At 56.3% G+C, this 17854-nt stretch carries 15 protein-coding genes; 5 read left to right on the top strand and 10 right to left on the bottom strand.

All coding sequences use genetic code 11. The annotated features are described in order from the left end of the window. Positions 1–66: 66 nt before the first annotated feature. Positions 67–540 carry a hypothetical protein gene (locus tag HOP44_RS19910; protein WP_172256638.1) on the bottom strand — a complete coding sequence of 158 codons (474 nt, stop codon included), beginning with the start codon at positions 538–540 and terminating at the stop codon, positions 67–69. Between the two features lie 144 nt (positions 541–684). Here HOP44_RS19910 and HOP44_RS19905 point away from each other — a divergent pair, with 144 nt between their 5' ends. Both HOP44_RS19905 and HOP44_RS19900 read left to right on the top strand, forming a co-directional pair. Then, the gene (locus HOP44_RS19905; RefSeq protein ID WP_172256636.1) at positions 685–1632 is read left to right on the top strand and encodes an ATP-binding protein; all 948 of its coding nucleotides are present in this window, start codon (positions 685–687) and stop codon (positions 1630–1632) included. 76 nt (positions 1633–1708) lie between these two features. Further along, a complete protein-coding gene (locus HOP44_RS19900; protein WP_172256634.1) occupies positions 1709–2605 on the top strand; it encodes a tetratricopeptide repeat protein in 897 nt (298 codons plus the stop codon). Positions 2606–2668: 63 nt separating this feature from the next. On the opposite strand, the gene HOP44_RS19895 is transcribed toward HOP44_RS19900, so the two are convergent. The 7 genes from HOP44_RS19895 to HOP44_RS19865 all read right to left on the bottom strand — a co-directional run bounded on the left by HOP44_RS19895 (position 2669) and on the right by HOP44_RS19865 (position 11241). Continuing rightward, positions 2669–5803 (bottom strand): PAS domain S-box protein, encoded by a 3135-nt coding sequence (locus HOP44_RS19895; RefSeq protein ID WP_172256632.1) that lies wholly within the window; start codon positions 5801–5803, stop codon positions 2669–2671. Between the two features lie 234 nt (positions 5804–6037). Then, positions 6038–7279 carry a stalk domain-containing protein gene (locus HOP44_RS19890; protein WP_172256630.1) on the bottom strand — a complete coding sequence of 414 codons (1242 nt, stop codon included), beginning with the start codon at positions 7277–7279 and terminating at the stop codon, positions 6038–6040. A gap of 143 nt (positions 7280–7422) precedes the next feature. Further along, on the bottom strand, positions 7423–7704 hold the full coding sequence (locus HOP44_RS19885; RefSeq protein ID WP_172256628.1) for a hypothetical protein: 282 nt from the start codon (positions 7702–7704) through the stop codon (positions 7423–7425). Positions 7705–7754: 50 nt separating this feature from the next. Beyond that, positions 7755–8615, bottom strand: a complete 861-nt coding sequence (locus HOP44_RS19880) for an inositol monophosphatase (protein ID WP_172256626.1) — start codon at positions 8613–8615, stop codon at positions 7755–7757. 209 nt (positions 8616–8824) lie between these two features. Next, the gene (gene fabI / locus HOP44_RS19875; protein ID WP_172256624.1) at positions 8825–9592 is read right to left on the bottom strand and encodes an enoyl-ACP reductase FabI; all 768 of its coding nucleotides are present in this window, start codon (positions 9590–9592) and stop codon (positions 8825–8827) included. 27 nt (positions 9593–9619) lie between these two features. Next, complete coding sequence (locus HOP44_RS19870; protein WP_141448405.1) at positions 9620–9937, bottom strand: hypothetical protein; 318 nt, start codon at positions 9935–9937, stop codon at positions 9620–9622. 215 nt (positions 9938–10152) lie between these two features. Further along, positions 10153–11241 carry a D-alanine--D-alanine ligase gene (locus tag HOP44_RS19865; RefSeq protein WP_172256622.1) on the bottom strand — a complete coding sequence of 363 codons (1089 nt, stop codon included), beginning with the start codon at positions 11239–11241 and terminating at the stop codon, positions 10153–10155. Between the two features lie 350 nt (positions 11242–11591). Between HOP44_RS19865 and acnA the strand changes: the two genes are divergently transcribed. Together acnA and HOP44_RS19855 are read left to right on the top strand one after the other, a co-directional pair. Further along, positions 11592–14336, top strand: coding sequence for an aconitate hydratase AcnA (gene acnA / locus HOP44_RS19860; RefSeq protein WP_172256620.1), 2745 nt, complete (start codon positions 11592–11594; stop codon positions 14334–14336). Positions 14337–14490: 154 nt separating this feature from the next. Continuing rightward, on the top strand, positions 14491–14958 hold the full coding sequence (locus HOP44_RS19855; RefSeq protein WP_172256618.1) for a GNAT family N-acetyltransferase: 468 nt from the start codon (positions 14491–14493) through the stop codon (positions 14956–14958). A gap of 27 nt (positions 14959–14985) precedes the next feature. On the opposite strand, the gene HOP44_RS19850 is transcribed toward HOP44_RS19855, so the two are convergent. Next, positions 14986–15495: a GNAT family N-acetyltransferase gene (locus tag HOP44_RS19850; protein ID WP_172256616.1), complete on the bottom strand. Its 510-nt coding sequence runs from the start codon at positions 15493–15495 to the stop codon at positions 14986–14988. Positions 15496–15572: 77 nt separating this feature from the next. Further along, positions 15573–16316, bottom strand: coding sequence for an IclR family transcriptional regulator (locus tag HOP44_RS19845; protein WP_172256614.1), 744 nt, complete (start codon positions 16314–16316; stop codon positions 15573–15575). A 368-nt stretch (positions 16317–16684) separates the two neighbouring features. Between HOP44_RS19845 and HOP44_RS19840 the strand changes: the two genes are divergently transcribed. Next, positions 16685–17737 (top strand): alpha/beta hydrolase, encoded by a 1053-nt coding sequence (locus tag HOP44_RS19840; protein WP_172256612.1) that lies wholly within the window; start codon positions 16685–16687, stop codon positions 17735–17737. The last annotated feature ends 117 nt before the right edge of the window (positions 17738–17854 follow it).

Below are 17854 nucleotides of genomic sequence, written 5' to 3'. Positions count from 1 at the left end.
CTGCAGGAAAACCGTTATTCATAAGCTTAAGCGAAATGATCGACTTCCCCGCCGGACCGTCCGGAACTAGATCTCCCGGGACTGCTGCAGAAGGTCCGCAAGTTTCAGATCTTCGTGCAGGGCATGCCCCCATGTCACCCTCAGGATGGCTTCTTCTTCTCCCGCAAGCAGACGCTCGCAGCGGCTGCGCCCAAGAGTGAGCGCCAAGCCGTATCGACCTTCGCCGCCGCCCGGGATATCGATCCGCACCGCTTCTCCGGTATAATCGGCATCTTCCTGCAGATCGCCGGGCAGCAGTTCCGCGCGCACGTTTCTCATCTGCCGAAAAGGGTTGCGATTATCGATATGCAGCTCCAACAGAACGGGTATACCCTCTCCGTTCTCATCGGATCCGGCTTCTGCTGCCTTTTCCGCCCGGATTGCAGGAGGCCGCAGCGCAAAAGACCCGAATCCGAAGACGGCTTCTTCCGCAGCCAGCAGGAGACCGAGGCCCAGCAGCAGACCGATCTTTTTGTTTCTTTTATCCTTGTTTTTTATCATGTGCGGTTTCTTCACCATCCTGTTCATTTGCTTCCTAGATATAGACGCAGCGATCGGACAAAAGTTGTCGGAATCTCCTATTCTGGTGAAAAGCCTCCTAAATCGGTTATGATAATAATAAAAAGGGAAGTAGAGGGACATTCCATGGACGACGATAAAGAGCAGCGCCGCAAAAATCTCAAAGTCATTCAGTTCGATAAAAATGCCGAAGACCTGGTCGAAAGCGAGAAGCCGACCGTAACTTTCGACGACGTCGGCGGACTCGAGGAAATCAAGAAAAAGATCCGCATGAATTTCATTCTGCCGCTTAAGCAGCCCGAGCTGTTCGCGGCCTACGGCCGAAAAGCGGGCGGTTCCCTTCTGCTGTACGGTCCTCCCGGATGCGGCAAGACGTTTCTGGCCCGCGCCGTCGCCGGCGAGATCGATGCAAGCTTCCTCCATCTGGAGCTGCAGGCCATCCTATCGATGTATACCGGAGGCAGCGAGCACAATCTGCACGGCATTTTTGAAAAAGCCCGCGCCGAAGCGCCCTGCGTCCTGTTTATCGACGAACTGGACGCACTGGGCGGCAGCCGCCACGGCATGCGCCAGCATCACGACCGCATGCTGGTCAACCAGCTGCTGCTGGAACTGGACGGGCTCGAAAGCTTTAACGAGAACGTCTTTATCATCGGAGCCACCAATACGCCGTGGTATCTCGATTCCGCGCTGCGCCGTCCGGGACGCTTCAACAATCTGCTGTTTGTGACGCCGCCCGAGGAAGAAGAACGTGATACCATTCTCAAGCTCAAGCTGGCCGGCAAGCCGGCGGATGGCGTCAGTGTGCGCAAACTCGCCGAAAGCACGCCGCTGTTCTCCGGGGCGGATCTCGAACAGCTGGTACGCGACGCTACCGAACTTGCGCTCGAGCGGGCCATGGAGACGGGAGAAATCCAGCCGCTTGCGGATACGGATTTCCGGCGCGTGCTGAAGAGCCGCCAGGCTTCCACACTCGACTGGTTCGCGACCGCGCGCAATTATGCGACGTTCAGCGATACGAACGGCGAATATGCGCAGGTACTCGAATTTATCAAAAAGCATAAAATCCGCTGATGCCGCTTCTGCCCGTCGGCGGACATTTCCGTACGCCGACGCGGGAAACGCGCCGCAAAATCCAGGAGGTCCTGCAATGAGCGAACAAACGAACGGCCCGGTTCCGCCCGGCCTGCGCGCCGAGCGGTTCGAACGGCTGATCGGCTGGGGCCGGTACAAAGAGGCGCTGGCCGAAGCGGGCGATTGGCTGCGCGAAGAACCGGAAACGCCCGAACCGTACAATGCGCTCGCGCTCGCTTATATCCATACGGAGGAATACGATCGGGCTGTGACCTGTACGGATCAGGCGCTGCGGCTCAATCCGGACGACGAAGACGGCTGGTTGATGCGCGCGGTTGCCTATTACTCGGTCCAGGATTGGCCGAAGATGCAGGAAGCCGCGCAGGAAGGCCTCCGCATCAATCCGTATCGGGCGCACCTGTATTATCTGTTGGCCAACATGCACAACAAGCACGGCAAATTCGAACAGGCGCACCAGAACATCGGGCAGGCGCTGGAGATCGATACGCAGAACGGCTTGTACCTGGCACTTTACAGCTATATCTTGGCGAATCTCCGGCGTTTCGACGATTCGCGCGCGGCCGCCGAAACCGCACTGCGAAACGATGTGGAGCGCCCCCAGACTTTTCTCTATCTCGGATGGGCCGCCGACCGGCGCGGCGACGCGAAGACGGCCAAGACGATGATGGAGCAGGCGATCCGACTGAATCCGGACGACGAGCAGACCCGGACCGAATACATGGAAGCCCTGCAGAAGAACTATTGGTTTTACCGGATTTTCACGCTGCCCGTGTTCTTTCGCCGCTTTAAGCCCTGGCAGTTGGTACTGACCTGGATCATCGCGTCCATCTTGTTCCGGCCCCTCATTATTCTGCTGGTCATTTTGTATATGCTGAGCTTCATGCTCAGCAAAGCGTTCGTCCATGTGCAGGTCTACGGCTGGAGGCGAGCACCGAAGAGGCGGGGAAAATGATCCCCGCCTTTTTAAGGTTCCGCAAAACTCTGCCGTGAACCGTTTCTGTGCGGATTTCCTGATCTACTCTCGGCGCTGCCGCAAAAATTCGCGGCGGTATCCATCCGGATCAAGCAGAACCCGGCGAATTTCCGCTTCCGAGATCGGCTTGACGATATAAGCCTGCATGCCGCTGTCGAGACATTTTTCCGCAAAGCCCGGCTGTACAAAAGCGGTGACCGCAACCATGTACGGCACCGAGTCTTCCGGCAGAACCTGGCGGATCAGCCGGGCTGCCGTCATCCCGTCCATCTGCGGCATCTGTACGTCCATGAATAAAAGATCGTAGCGCTTTTTCACAACCGCTTCGAAAGCTTCTAGGCCGTTTTCGACCACATCCGCCCGAATTCCGGACTTCCGCACTATTTCTTCAAGCAGCCTGCGGTTGACCGGATGATCTTCCGCAATCAGAACCCGCAGTTTCTTGAGCTGAGCCGGCGTCTCGGAAACCGCCTGTGCCGGATTTTCGTTGGCATGCAGGGTTCCGTTTTTCAGCACCGAATCCAGGCCGTCCATTTCTTCGATCCGGCAGGGAAGCGTAAAGCGGAAATTTGATCCTTTGCCTTCGCGGCTCTCTACCCGGATCGTTCCGCCCATCAATTCGACGAGCCGTTTGCAGATCGACAGGCCCAGTCCCGTTCCGCCGTACTTGCGATTCAATTCGGGGTGAAGCTGCGAGAACGATTGGAACAAACGCCCAAGCTTGTCCTCGGCGATCCCTATTCCCGTATCCTGCACGCAGAACTCCAGTACGGGGTCCTGCTTGCTTGGTCCCGGGATCGTCTCCACGAACACCGTGATCGAGCCGCTGTCGGTAAATTTGATGGCATTTCCGATCAAGTTGGTCAATACCTGTCTCAGCCTGCCCGGATCGGTGACAATTTCCTCGGGAACATCGGAACCGACGTTCCAGTGAAGTCCCACGCCTTTCTCCGCCGCCCGGGGGGCAAACAGATCGACGGCTTCATCCACCAGTTGGACCAGCGAGAAGCTCTCGGGTTCCAGCGACAGGCTGCCCGCATCGATCTTGCTGAAATCAAGCACATCGTTCAGAATGCGCATCAGCGACACACCGCTGCCTTGAATAATTTCGGCGTATTCGCGCTGTTCCCCGTTGAGATCGGTATCGAGCAGCAGGTCGGTCATGCCGATTACGCCGTTCATCGGCGTACGGATCTCATGACTCATCATCGCCAGAAACTCCGACTTGGCCGTCGCCGCTTGTTCGGCCAGCTCTTTCTGGCGCATCACTTCGCGCTCGTTCGTCAGATCGCGGAATACGACGACGGCCCCTTGAATCCGCCCTTTGTCCACAATCGGATTGACCGTATATTGAACCAGGCAGCTTGATCCGTCCTTTTTCCACATGACGCCTTCCTGAAGCGATCTTGAGACACCGTCATGCACCGTGCTGCAGATCGGACACTCTTCGACGCTGTACGGCGCTCCGCCCATTGCCGAATGAATCAGCAGAGCGTGATTGTCCTGGCCGATAAACTCATCCTGTTCGTAACCGAGCAGGTTAAGAGCAGCCGGATTGGTAAAGCTGGTCTTTCCGTCCATCCCGATTCCGAAAATCCCTTCCGATACCGAATTCAAAATAAGCGTGTATTCGTAACCCAACTGTTCGATTTTGCGGGTATACTGTTTGCGTTCCGTAATATCGCTGGCAATACCGTACACGCCCACGACTTCGCCTTCCACAAAAATCGGCACGTTCGTAATCTGAAGCTCCACTTTTTCGCCGGTCCTGCGCTCGATGGATGCTTCATAATTTTGCGGAGTACCGCGGCAGGCCGCCGCAAAATGGCGGTTGGTGCGCTCCAGATTCTCATCGTAAATGACGGAACGGTACGATCTGCCGAGCAGCTCTTCCTTAGTATATCCCAGCAGTCCCGCCATACTCTCGTTGCAGGATGTATAAATGCCTTCGAGACTGAGCGAATACACGCCGAACGGATTATAGTCGAACAGCGACCGGTAGCGTTCTTCGCTTTCCTGCAGTCTGCGCTGCGCAAGTTTGCGTTCGGTCACGTCCCGCGACACTCCGAGAATTTCCAGAGGCTCCCCCGTGTGCTCGTCGAACGTAAAACTTGCGGCGCTTTCCAGCCATATATAATCCCCGCTTCGGGTTTTGGCCCGAAATTCCACCGTGCGCGACGTCTCGCCTGCCGCGGCATCACGCAAATAATCGGCAACTTTCTCGATATCCCCCGGATGAAATACGTCAAAAGCACTTTGTCCGACCAGCTCTTCCGGCTTATAGCCCAGAATATGTTCGGAGGCCGGAGACACATACCGAAACATCGAATCGGCGGATTGGCGGGTAAACAGATCCAACGAATGTTCGGAAATCAACCGGAACTCCCGTTCGTTCTGGCGAATCTGACGTTCCATTACCGTCTGCTGGGTAATGTCCTGAATACTCCCGATCAGATGCGTCTTATCGATCATCTTGCTCTGCGAGCGTACGATCCTGCGTTCTCCGCGATCCGTCAGCAGCGCATAGGTGATATCGTATTCGCCGCCGGCAGCACGTTCCGCAATCAGCTTGGCTACACGATCGCGGTCCTCGGGAACGATTCGCTTCATCATATCTTCCAGCCCGTTGACTGATTCCCGGTCTTCGATACCGAACACGTCGTACAGCAGATCGGAGTACTGTCGTTTGCCGCTTTCGAGATCCCATTCCCAAAAAACGATCCTCGCCATCGCCTCCGCTTGTTTATAGCGCTCGGAAGTCTCCCTCAGTTTACGCTCCAGCATTTTGGCAGACGTCGCATCGCGGCAGACCACGTAGACGCCGACACGCTCGCCCTCATGGTCCAGCGGAACAAAACTCAACTGGAGATATTTCCTGCCGCCGGCTTTGTGCCGGGTTTCAAGATCCATGCTTGCCGTCACTCCAGATTCCGCCCGGGCAAAACAATGCTGCAAATCCGCCGCCTGTTCCCTGGATACCCATTGTTTGGCCTCGATCAGATCAGCCAGTTCCCGAGCCGTAAAGCCCGTCGTTTCCAAAAAAGCCGGATTCACATCAATGACCCAACCGGTACGATCCAGTACCACAATTCCGTCCGGATGGTTCATTAACAAAGAATGGTATAATCCGGCCGCCGACACCACCTGTTCAAGTCTATCGTTTCGATTCTGCTCCAACCTCGGTATCCCCTTAATCAAAAAATAATGAGCCTTTTGGTCCTTCTTCCGTCGATCATGTGTTAGTCATTACCCTGGCCGAGCGAGAAAAAAACGAATTTGCCGCATACAGGGGTTCGTACCTTCCCGAGACTCGGTTTGTTATCCTTTTCCGTTTCAACAAAAAATCCGGAGACGGCAGAAGCCATTTCCGGATCGGTTTGATTTCTTGTAGGCAGATGGGGTTCGCTTGGTTCAACGATTCACGAATACCGTACGCAGACGCGGGGTATACTGAACATCGAAGCCCAAACCGTCCGCCAGCACCGCAAGCGGTACGTAGGTTTTCGAGACTCCGTTCACTTTCTCGGTAAAGGCCGCAATCTGGATAGCCGTTTCTTGGCCGTTGACGGTGATCGCTTTTTTCCCTACGGGAATCGCGACACTGCGGCCGTCCACCATGATGCTGGCCGTCGCCGCCTTGTTGTTCCACTTCAGCTCGGCTCCGAGCGCATCGGTGATGTCGCGCAGGACGACGAAAGTCGTGCCGTTCTTCAGAATCGGCTTGAATGCCGTATTCAATTCCTTGCCGGATACGATTACCGCTACGGTCTCTGCCGGAACGGGAGCGCTCGGCGTCCGGTATTCTTTCCAGATCTGCTCGGAGAAAGCTTTGGCGAATACTTCATATCCGGTCTGATTGGGATGGATATCCCGGCGGGCAATATGCGTCAGCTGCATTTCGCGGCCGATAAACAGCGGAGTCATATGGACCGTTTCGACATGGGCGCCCGCCGCGTTCTGTGCCGTTACGACTCCGTTCAGCGTCGAAGCGTACGCGGCTGCGGCCTGGTTCAGCGTGGCATACAGCGACTTGGCCGCAATGGCCGGAATCGGCTGATACTGGTCGGCTACGACGATACGGGCATTCGGATTGATCTCGCGCAGATCCCCAAGCACCTGGCCCAGATTGACGGCGTACGTTTGAAGCAGCGCTTCGACCTTGGGAGTCAATTCTTCCGCGGCCGGCAGTTGGCTGCCTGTAATCAGCGGAAGAAGATCGTTGCCTCCGATTGTAATCGTGATGACATCGGCTTCGGCCACATCGGCGCGGATTCCTGCCGTATCGGCGGCGAATACAGCCGCATTCGGATCGCGAAGTCCGGCTTGAATAGCGTCGGCCGTCGTATTCGTACCGGCGCGAATCGCTTCGATATAATGCTCGAGTCCGGCCGAATTCAGACCCGATATACCGTAATTGTCCACTTCCGAACGTCCATGGAATCTTGCCTGCTCCGCAAGCCGGGGAACAAATCCGTAGTAATCGGCCTGTGCCTTGTCGGGCTCGTAACCGGCCGTCAGCGAATCGCCGAACGAGACGATTTTGTAGGTATCGCCCGCCGCGTAGGTGCTCGAAACGCCTGCCAGTCCGAATGCCGGAAGCACCAGCGCGGTGCATACCAGCGCTTTCAAGCTTTTTGTCCATGTTGTTGTCATTGTTGTTCCCTTCCGGTCTCTGCGGACCGTTCAAATAGATTCGGCTGGCGGCTGGCGGATCAAAAATCCGATATTCAAAAATCGCCGTCGCATCCGGAAAAGGTTCCGGATACGGCGGCCTGACGAACGCGAATCGGTTTGCCTTATTTGCGGCTGTCGCCCGGAGCTTCAGACGGCCGCGTTTGGGTCTTCTTGAGGTAATCGTCGTAACGGTCGTCGATCTCTTCCGCCATCTGCCGGTACAGACGGGTTTCCTCGACGATCGGGTCAAGCGTCGATTGAATCCGGATCTCGTAACGCGGCGAAATCTGTTCGCGTTCTTTGCGTTCGCGGTCGTCGTCTTTCAGTTCGCCTTCCGTCAGCAGTTCGCGGAGTTCTTCCTCCACTTCTTCCTGTCCGGGTCTGCGGATCTCCTCATCGCTCATCTCTATTCCTCCTTGGGAGTTTTAGCCAAGAGACTTTGGATAGACCGGATTCAGAATCCGGTCGCGTCCGATTCCTTAAGCACCGTAAGCATTTCCGCGTGCAGAGCGCCGTTGGTGGCGACGAGATTGCGTACGCCCAGATGATAGCTTTCGCCAAGCGTATCGGTCACTTTGCCGCCGGATTCGGCAACGAGCAGAGCTCCCGCCGCAATATCCCAGGCATTCAATCCCGACTCCCAGTAACCGCTGAGTCGGCCGGCCGCCACGTGGGCGAGATGCAGCGCCGCGGATCCTCCGGCGCGCAGACTGCGTGCGCGCGGGGCAAGCTCCGCTATGCCCCGAAGATTGATCGGCAGCTTGACGACCGGATCGGCCGGGAAGCCTACGGCAATCAACCCTTGGGCCAGACGTTCTTCTCCGGATACGGCCATGCGGGCTCCGTGCACATAAGCGCCTTTGCCTTTCTCGGCCACGAACATTTCGTCGCGGGAAGGATCGTAGATCACTCCGATAATTACTTCGCCGTGATGCGCGAGAGCGATCGAGACCGAATAGAACGGGAATCCATGCACAAAGTTGGTCGTGCCGTCGATCGGATCGATGATCCACAGGTATTCTTCATCCTGCGCTTCGGCAAGAGCGCTTATTGCGGCCGCTTCGCCAGGTTCCACACTTTCTTCGCCAAGAATCGCGTGATCCGGAAAATGGGTCAGAATCAGCCGCCGAATCATCTGTTCGGCGCCTTTGTCGACTTCCGTCACCAAATCCTGGGCCGACGTTTTGGTCGACAGCTGTTCGTGCATGCCCAATTTGCTTTTGATCCATTCGCCTGCTTTGGCGGCTGCATTGATCGCAACCGCGGTATAACTTTTGCCCGTCAGGACATAAGGAACTTTCTCGTTCGATTCCACAGTATAACCGCCTTTCTTGAGCTGCTTGTTGGACAGGGGACTGGCGTTGGAGAACCGCCGGGAGCGGGAAGAGCGGGCCCGGCTTCGCCCGGGCTGTTCGAGAATCGGCGGCCCAATGGGCCTGGATTCCCGGGGAGGGCTCGCTTGGCGCGGGATCTGCAAATCGCCTTGCCCGGAGGGATCGGCAATTTGCAGATCCTATCCTACTTCTATCCCATTACGTGATATCCGCCGTCCACGTAGATCACTTCTCCCGTAATCCCGCGGGACAACCCGCTGAGCAGGAACATCGCCGTATCTCCGACTTCGGCCGTCTCCGTCGTGCGGCGAAGAGGAGCTTTCTCTTCGACGACTTTCAGGATCGAATTGAAATCGCTGATGCCTTTGGCGGCCAGGGTACGGATCGGGCCGGCGGAAATGGCGTTCACCCGGATGCCGGTCGGACCCAGGTCGGCGGCCAGGTAACGGACGGAAGCTTCAAGAGCGGCTTTGGCTACGCCCATCACGTTGTAATTGCGCATCACGCGCTCGGCGCCCATATACGTCATGGTCACGATGCCGCCGCCTTCGCTCATCAAAGGATGCAGCTTCCGGGCTACGGCAACCAGCGAGTACGAACTGATATCGTGCGCCAGAGCGAAGCCGTCGCGGGAAGTATCGACAAACTGTCCCGACAGGTCTTCCGCTTTGGCAAAAGCGATACAGTGCGCAATCCCGTGCAGCACACCGAATTCATCCTTGATTCTCTCGGCCAGCGCCTCGATCTCCGCGTCGTCCGTCACGTTGCACGGCAGTACAACCGAGTTCGGCAGCGTATCGGCCAGTTTGCGAACCCGGCCTTCCACCCGCTCGCTCTCGTACGTAAAGGCCAGCCTCGCGCCCTGCGCGGACAAACTTTGCGCAATGCCCCAGGCGATGCTGCGATCGTTCGCCACGCCCATCACCAAGATATTTTTACCCGCCAACAGTTCTCCCATAATCCGTTCCTCCCAATTTTCCGTTCGTTATTCCTTGTCTCCGAAAAACATTTCATGCGCCAATGCCGTTAGCACGCGCGATTCCTCGTCCGTCAGCTTGCGCACCAGATCCAGCTCGACCTGCGTGATCTCTTTATCCTGAAAATTGATCTCCGCGATCGAAGCGGTAACGAGTACAATCGCGACGGCCCGGTTGTCGGGGGTATAGGCGATCACTTTTTGTCCGGTCGGAAATACGCGGAAACCGTCTTTGCGCATTTTGCCGCGTCCGTACTCGAGCAGTTCGTACAGTTCCTGCTCGCTTTTGAATTTGCAGACCGAGTTGAATTCCGTTTCAAATCCCATGGTTAGCTCTCCTTTCGACCGAATGATCCGTTGACTGCGAGGTAGGTTTGGTGCTGAAGACTTAAAGACTTAAAGACTTAAAGACTTAAAGACTTAAAGACTTAAAGACTTAAAGACTTAAAGACTTAAAGACTTAAAAACTTAAAGATTCAAGGCTCGCTCGGCGCGGGAACCAAACTTTGCTTGGCCCGGAGGGGTATGCAAAGTTTGGTTCCTTATCTACCGTATTGAAGGTTGGTGCGGGCTTCATGGCGTTCCAGAGCCAGTTCGATCAGACGGTCGAGCAGGGCCTGATAGGACATCCCGGTTTCGCGCCAGAGAAGAGGGTACATACTGAAGGGCGTAAAGCCGGGCATCGTGTTCACTTCATTAATGAGAATCTTGTTGTCGGAACGCCGCACGAAGAAGTCGGCGCGGCACAGGCCGCTGCCTTCGACGGCTTTGAATGCGCGAACGGCAAGTTCGCGGAGGGAATCGGCCAAATCCGCATCGACCGGAGCCGGGATCATCATCTCGGATTTGCCGTCGATATACTTCGCATTATAGTCGTAATAGTCGCCGGAAGAGACGATTTCGCCCGGTACGGAAGCCTGCGGGTCGTCGTTGCCGAGCACGCCGACTTCAAGTTCGCGTCCGTCGATGAATGTCTCGATCAGCACTTTGCGGTCGTACCGCAGCGCAAGTTCCACGGCATCGATCAGGGCTTCCTGGTCGCCGGCTTTGGAGATGCCGACGCTCGAGCCCAGGTTTGCAGGCTTGACGAAACACGGATAGCCGAGCTTGGTCTCCGCTTCCTGAAGCAGATCGTGCCGGCTGATACGCCAATCGCGCTCTCCGAAAGCGATATACTCGCCCTGTTCCAGCCCGGCGGCCGCAAACAGTTTTTTCATGACGTCTTTGTCCATGCCGGCCGAAGACGACAATACGCCCGCGCCGACGTAAGGCAGCCCGGCCATTTCGAACAATCCCTGCACGGTACCGTCTTCGCCGAATGTGCCGTGAAGAAGCGGGAACATCACATCGATGCCGCTTTCTTGGCCGCTGAGCGAAGCGAACAAGGCGCCTGCCGCCTCGGACGTACCGCCCGCCGCCGCATCCAGTTTCATGTCCTCTACCGAATTCATCGGCCCGTCCAAAGCGGAACCCATTCGCCACTCGCCCTGAAGGGTAATATAAAAAGGAACAATCTCGTATTTCGCGTAATCGAAAGCGTTCATTACCGCAAAACCGGTCTGCAGCGAAACCTCGTGTTCGCCCGATTTTCCGCCGTATACCAATCCTACCGTTACTTTGTTTGCTGTCATGTCTAAGCCCCCGTCAATTCGTTAAAATCTCTCTCACCAGTATAGAGGATAGGGGCTCCGCCTGCAAAGAAAACCCGCATACCGCGCCGGCCCGAAAATCGAAATCCGGCGGCTGTTTCGTGGCAAAAAGGACTTTACGATCCGTATTGTAAACGTTATAATTAAATTAGATATTTTTGAAATTTAGTTTCATCCAATGAAACTTCGTAAAATCAGTCCATGATTCCCGGAACGGAAAGGTTCCTTCAACGGCAGCCGCACTTCGTTTCCGAGCTTGATTTTCCGCGCGTTCCGTCAAGACCCTATCCGGTTCCGCGGCGATCCATTACATTTCTCGAGGAGGTCCATCCATGGCTTTATCCGATCAATTTTCTGTCGCCCGTACGCTCGAATCGGGAGGCAAATCTTACCGTTACTACAGCTTGAAGGCACTCGAAGAACAAGGACACCACGGCATCTCCAAGCTTCCGTTCTCGATCCGCGTTCTGTTGGAAGCAGCCGTTCGCCAATTTGACGGGCGCGCAATCACCGAAGAACACGTAAACCAGATCGCCCGCTGGGCCGAAGAACGCGACGCCAACAAGGAGATCCCGTTCATTCCGGCACGTATCGTCCTGCAGGACTTCACCGGCGTACCGGTTGTCGTCGATCTCGCAGCCATGCGCGATACCGTGAAACTGAGCGGCGGAGATCCGAAACAGATCAACCCGCTCGTACCGGTCGACCTCGTTATCGACCACTCGGTCATGGTTGACGCGTTCGGTACATCCGACGCGCTCGACTTTAATATCAATCTCGAGTTCGAACGCAACGAAGAACGCTACCGTTTCCTGCGCTGGGCCCAAACGGCATTCGATAACTTCCGCGCCGTTCCGCCGTCCACGGGGATCGTGCACCAGGTCAACCTGGAGTACCTGGCTTCCGTTGCGGCAACGAAAGTAATTGAAGGCGAAACTTACGTCTTCCCGGATTCCCTCGTCGGCACGGACTCCCATACGACCATGATCAACGGTCTGGGCGTTGTCGGCTGGGGCGTAGGCGGTATCGAAGCGGAAGCCGGCATGCTCGGCCAACCGCTGTACTTCGTCACGCCTGACGTCGTCGGCTTCAAACTGACGGGCAGCCTGTCCGAAGGCGCGACCGCGACCGACCTGGCGCTTACCGTTACCGAAATTCTGCGCAAAAAAGGCGTAGTCGGCAAATTCGTCGAGTTCTTCGGTCCCGGCCTGAGCAACATCGGTCTGGCCGACCGCGCGACGGTTGCCAACATGGCACCGGAATACGGCGCGACCGTCGGCTTCTTCCCGGTCGATTCCGAGACGCTGACGTACCTGCGCAACACCGGCCGCGAAGACGAGCAGATCGAACTGGTCGAAAACTACTACCGTGCCCAAGGCATGTTCCGTACGGACGATATGGCCGATCCGGAATTCAGCGACGTCGTCGAGCTTGACCTGGGTTCGGTTGTACCAAGCCTTGCCGGACCGAAACGTCCGCAGGACCGTATCGAGCTGACCAACATGAAGCGCAACTTCGAAGACATCGTGCGCACGCCGGTCGACAAAGGCGGCTACGGACTCAGCGACGAGAAGATCGCCGAGAAAGTCACGGTCAGCCACAAGAACGGCAAAACGAGCGAAATGGGCGCGGGCGCCGTTGTGATTGCAGCGATCACCAGCTGTACCAACACCTCGAACCCGAGCGTTATGCTGGGCGCGGGTCTGCTCGCGAAGAAAGCCGTCGAGCGCGGCCTGGTCCGTCCCGAATACGTGAAGACCAGCCTGACGCCGGGCTCCCTGATCGTAACCGACTACCTGTTCAAGGCAGGCCTGCTTGAGCCGCTTGAAAAACTGGGCTTCTACGTAGCCGGTTACGGCTGCGCAACCTGCATCGGCAACTCCGGCCCGCTGCCGGACGAAGTCGCTCAAGTCGTTGCCGATAACGATCTGACCGTTGCGGGCGTACTGTCCGGCAACCGGAACTTCGAGGGCCGCGTCCACGCGCAGGTCAAAATGAATTACCTGGCTTCCCCGCCGCTCGTCGTCGCTTACGCGCTGGCCGGCACGGTGAATATCGATATGGCGACCGAGCCGCTTGGCTACGACCAACAAGGCGAACCGGTATTCCTGCGCGATATCTGGCCGACTTCCCAGGAAATCCGCGATGCGGTTGCCATGGCGATCACGCCGGAAATGTTCCGTCTGAAGTACGCGAACGTATTCACCGCCAACGAGCGTTGGAACGCGATCGAAGTACCGGAAGGCGAACTGTACGAGTGGGATTCCAACTCGACTTATATCCAGAACCCTCCGTTCTTCCGCTATCTGAACGACGGAATGAACGATATTGCCGACATCAAGCAGTCCCGCGTATTGGCTCTGCTGGGCGATTCGGTGACGACCGACCATATCTCTCCTGCGGGCAACATTGCGCCTAGCAGCCCGGCCGGTCTGTATCTGGCCGAACACGGCGTCGAACGCAAAGACTTCAACTCCTACGGCTCGCGCCGCGGTAACCATGAAGTCATGATGCGCGGTACGTTCGCCAACATCCGGATTCGCAACATGGTGGCTCCGGGCACCGAAGGCGGCGTAACCAAGTATCTGCCTACCGATGAAGTGATGTCGATCTACGACGCTTCGATGAAGTATCAAGACGAAGGCCAGAACCTGATCGTACTCGCCGGCAAAGAATACGGTACGGGCAGCTCCCGCGACTGGGCGGCCAAAGGCACGATGCTGCTGGGCGTCAAAGCCGTTATCGCGGAAAGCTTCGAACGGATTCACCGCAGCAACCTCGTCGGCATGGGCGTACTTCCGCTCCAGTTCGAAGAAGGCAGCACGTGGAAATCCCTCGGCCTCGACGGCCGCGAGACGTTCGATATTATCGGCCTGAGCAACGACGTGAAACCGGGCCAGAAATTGACGGTAGCCGTTACGCGCGAAGACGGAACCACGTTCGAGTTCAATGCGATCGCCCGTCTGGACAGCATGGTCGACGTCGACTATTACTATAACGGAGGCATCCTGCAAACGGTCCTTCGCCAAATGATGAAAGTCGCCAACGGCGAAAAACCTTTGAAAATGCAGGACTAAGCCTACCGCACTTTTAGCCTTACACCAAAAAGCTGCACCCGCCAAACGGCGAGTGCAGCTTTTTCATGTTGGATTGACAATTTGCCCGCCCTTACTCATCATGGTTTGTAAAAGGATATCCATTCAAATTCATCTCTGCCCGGGAGGCCGCCTCATGCCAATCGAAACGCTCACTCTCCGTCCACTCGCTCCAAACGAACCGCCGCCGCTGGATCTGCTGCTGCTCGCCGACCCTTCAAGATCCATCGTCGAAGACTATCTGCGCCGCGGCACATGCTTCCTCGCCGACGACGGGATACGAATCGCCGGTGTATTCGTGCTTCTGCCTACCCGGCCGGAAACGGTCGAATTGGTCAATGTCGCCGTCGATGAGACCCTCCACGGACAGGGCATCGGAAAAATTCTCGTGCTGCATGCCATAGAAATGTCACGGGAAGCCGGTTACCGGACAATCGAGCTCGGTACCGGCAACTCCGGGATCGGCCAGCTTGCTCTATACCAGAAATGCGGATTCCGTATAATCGGAGTGGATCCCGATTTTTTCGTCCGGCATTATGACGAAGAAATTTACGAGAACGGAATCCGCTGCCGCGATATGATTCGCCTGTCACTGCATCTGTAACGCAGCGGCGCCGGGCGGCTGCAGGATTCAATCCCGAAGCTTGATTTCCTTTTCCATCACGTAGTCGTCCATCACGAAGCCGTTCCCGATATCGGCAACCTGTTCGCGTACGGTGCGGAATCCTTTTTTCTCGTACACGGCAATACTGTCGCGATTGTCCCGGTTGACCGTCAGCCAAATATGGCTCAGGCCTCTCTGTTCGCACAGCCGTTCCAGGAATTCACTGGCCCGGCTGGCGTAACCGCGTCCGCGATACTCCCGGGCGATATAGAATTTGCTGAGAAACAGCGATCCTTCTTCTTCCTTGACCGCCAGATATCCGACCACCGCTTCTTCATTCCGCATCGAAAAGTAGGTATAACCCTGCCGATTTATTTGATCCGCAATCGCGGAAACGGACTGGAATTTTTCGATCATGTACTCGATTTGTTCTTTGCTGATCAGAAACAGATAGTACTCATGCCAGATCCGTGCGGCCAATACGGCCGTTTCCTCCATCTCGCGCTCCGTTTGTACCTGACTCATAGTAAGTTCCATATTCGTGCCGCCTTTCCCGGATTTCCGGCTGAATGATGTGACGAATTTAGAAGTCCCTTCCCGCGGCTGCCGCCTTCTCACCGGATCATCAGACCCATCTGGCGTGCCCGCTCCATCAGCAGCGGCGCATAGCCTTCCAGCTTCTCCACAGGCAGACGCGCCAGCGGTCCCGATACGGACAGAGCCGCGGCCAGATTGCCTTTGAGATCGAAGATTGGGGCCGCTACGGATGTAGCGCCCTGCTCCCTTTCTTCGACGCTAATCGCGTAGCCGGCAGCACGGATAGCTTTTAACTGATCGCGAAAAGCGGATCTTGCGACCATGTCCGGCCAGATCGGATCGCTGAGGATGTATTCCTGGTCGCGTTCGCTTGCGAACGCGACCAGGATTTTGCTCGAAGCGCCGACGTACAGCGGAAGGCGAGCGCCGACGGGAGCCACACGGCGGATCGCCTGGTTGCTCTGCACCGCCTGAATACGCAGCCGTTCCCGGCCGTCTCTCACGTAGAGACTGACGGTCTCTTCCAATTCGTCCCGCAGTTTCTCCATGGCGGGAAGAAGCAGAAGCGCGGGATCGTCGGTATTCGACAGATGCGCGGACAGTTCCCAGATTTTGATGCCCAGCCGGTACTTCTCGGTGGAAGCGTCACGGCTGACAAATCCTTTTTCCTCGAGTGTCGTCATCAGCCGGTGAACGGTGCTTTTGTGCAGCCCCACTTCGCCGGCGATCTCCGTAAGACTCAAGGTACCGGTCCGGGTGAAACACATCAATATATCAAGCGCGCGTTCGACCGCACGAACGGTTAATTTGCCGTCTTCCATACAGGTTTACCTTCTCTCCGGATTCCCAGCGGGAATTTTGAGTTTCAAGCGGGCGCCGATCGTTTCATAAGTAAAGGTACCTTTTCCGGCCCGTTTGTTTCTTCTAAATATAGCACATTTCGTTTCATTTGATGAAACCCTTTTATTTTTTATGAAACTCATGCCGATGAAATAAAGGGGTTACATCGTCTGCCGCAGCGGCCGATAAAAGGAGTAGGTTTGACTTCGACATGATCGGCGCATACGATAAATACAACGAAGTTTTTTCATTTTCCAACAAGTTTCGAGTCGGTCAGAGTGACGGTGCACGGTTCTTCGCCGCATACGTCAGACCGGCCGATCCAAATTCAGACTAAGGAGAGACCGCGATGAATCCCGTTTCCGGAAGCCTAGCTCCGTCCCAGAGGCAGTCCGCCCCGCAGACGGAAGATCCTGTCAAGGAAACCCACTCGGGCCGTCGCCGGTTGCGTAATATAGCAGTGGCTCTGTTCTTATCGATCCTTTTCTTTCTGATCTTTTGTTTCGTCGCTCTGCATGCCTACATCGCCTGGGTACTGTCCAACCCCACCGTCGCTCCCTTGTATTCCACCCCCAAGCAGGCGGTCGGGATGGAGTACGAAGATATCACGTTCCCTGCAATCGACGGAAGCCGGACCATGCAGGGGTGGTATATTCCGGCCGAAAATACGGAATCGAAGAAAACGATCGTGCTCAGCCACGGCTATGGAGCCAACCGCGAAGAGACCTGGATTCCGATGTACGACCTCGCGCATTATGCGCACCGTTTGAACTTCAATGTCATCATGTTCGATTACGGCTTCGCTTCGCAGGGCAGCAAGGAAGTCGCAACCGGCGGCAAAAAAGAAACCCAGCAGCTGCTCGGAGCCGTCGAATATGCCAAGCAAAAAGGAGCCGAGCAGGTTGTGGTCTGGGGCTTCTCGATGGGCGGCGGCACTGCGCTGCAGGCCGCTCTGATCAGCGACGATATCGATGCCATGATCCTGGACAGCGCCTTCCTGCTGCAGCCGGATACGCTGTACCACAACATTCGGCAAAATATCGCCCTGCCGCGCCATCCGTCGCTTGAAATTCTGCAGTTCCTGTTCCCGATCCTGAACGGCACGAGTCTTCATCAGATTCCGTACCAGAAAGTCGAACAGGAAGATTACCCGATTCCGATTTTCTTCATTCACGGCACGGAAGACACCAAAGCTCCTTACGAGATCGCCGAGCAGTTGGCCGCGAACCAGACCAATCCGAACTCCAGATCCTGGATTGTCAAAGACTCGCACCACGAACTGATCTTCCGCGAACATCCGCGCGAATACCTGCGCCGCGTCTCCAATTTCCTCGGCGATATTCGGCTGGCGCAGCAGGACGAGATCGAGAACGGCGAAGCCGGCGAAATCAAACGGCCTTAAACCCGGAACCGATATTTCTGCACCGCATCGCTCCGAATTCTTGTACCCGGCGGCAAAAGCCGCTTCGAACCCGCCTGCGCGGCGTTCGAAGCGGCTTTTTGTTGTTCCGTGGGGCCT

Origin of the sequence: Saccharibacillus deserti (genome assembly GCF_013618475.1) — a bacterium.
In the GTDB taxonomy this organism is placed as follows: domain Bacteria; phylum Bacillota; class Bacilli; order Paenibacillales; family Paenibacillaceae; genus Saccharibacillus; species Saccharibacillus deserti.
Note: the sequence above shows the minus strand (reverse complement) of the source record. Positions and strands in the feature narration are given on the sequence as shown.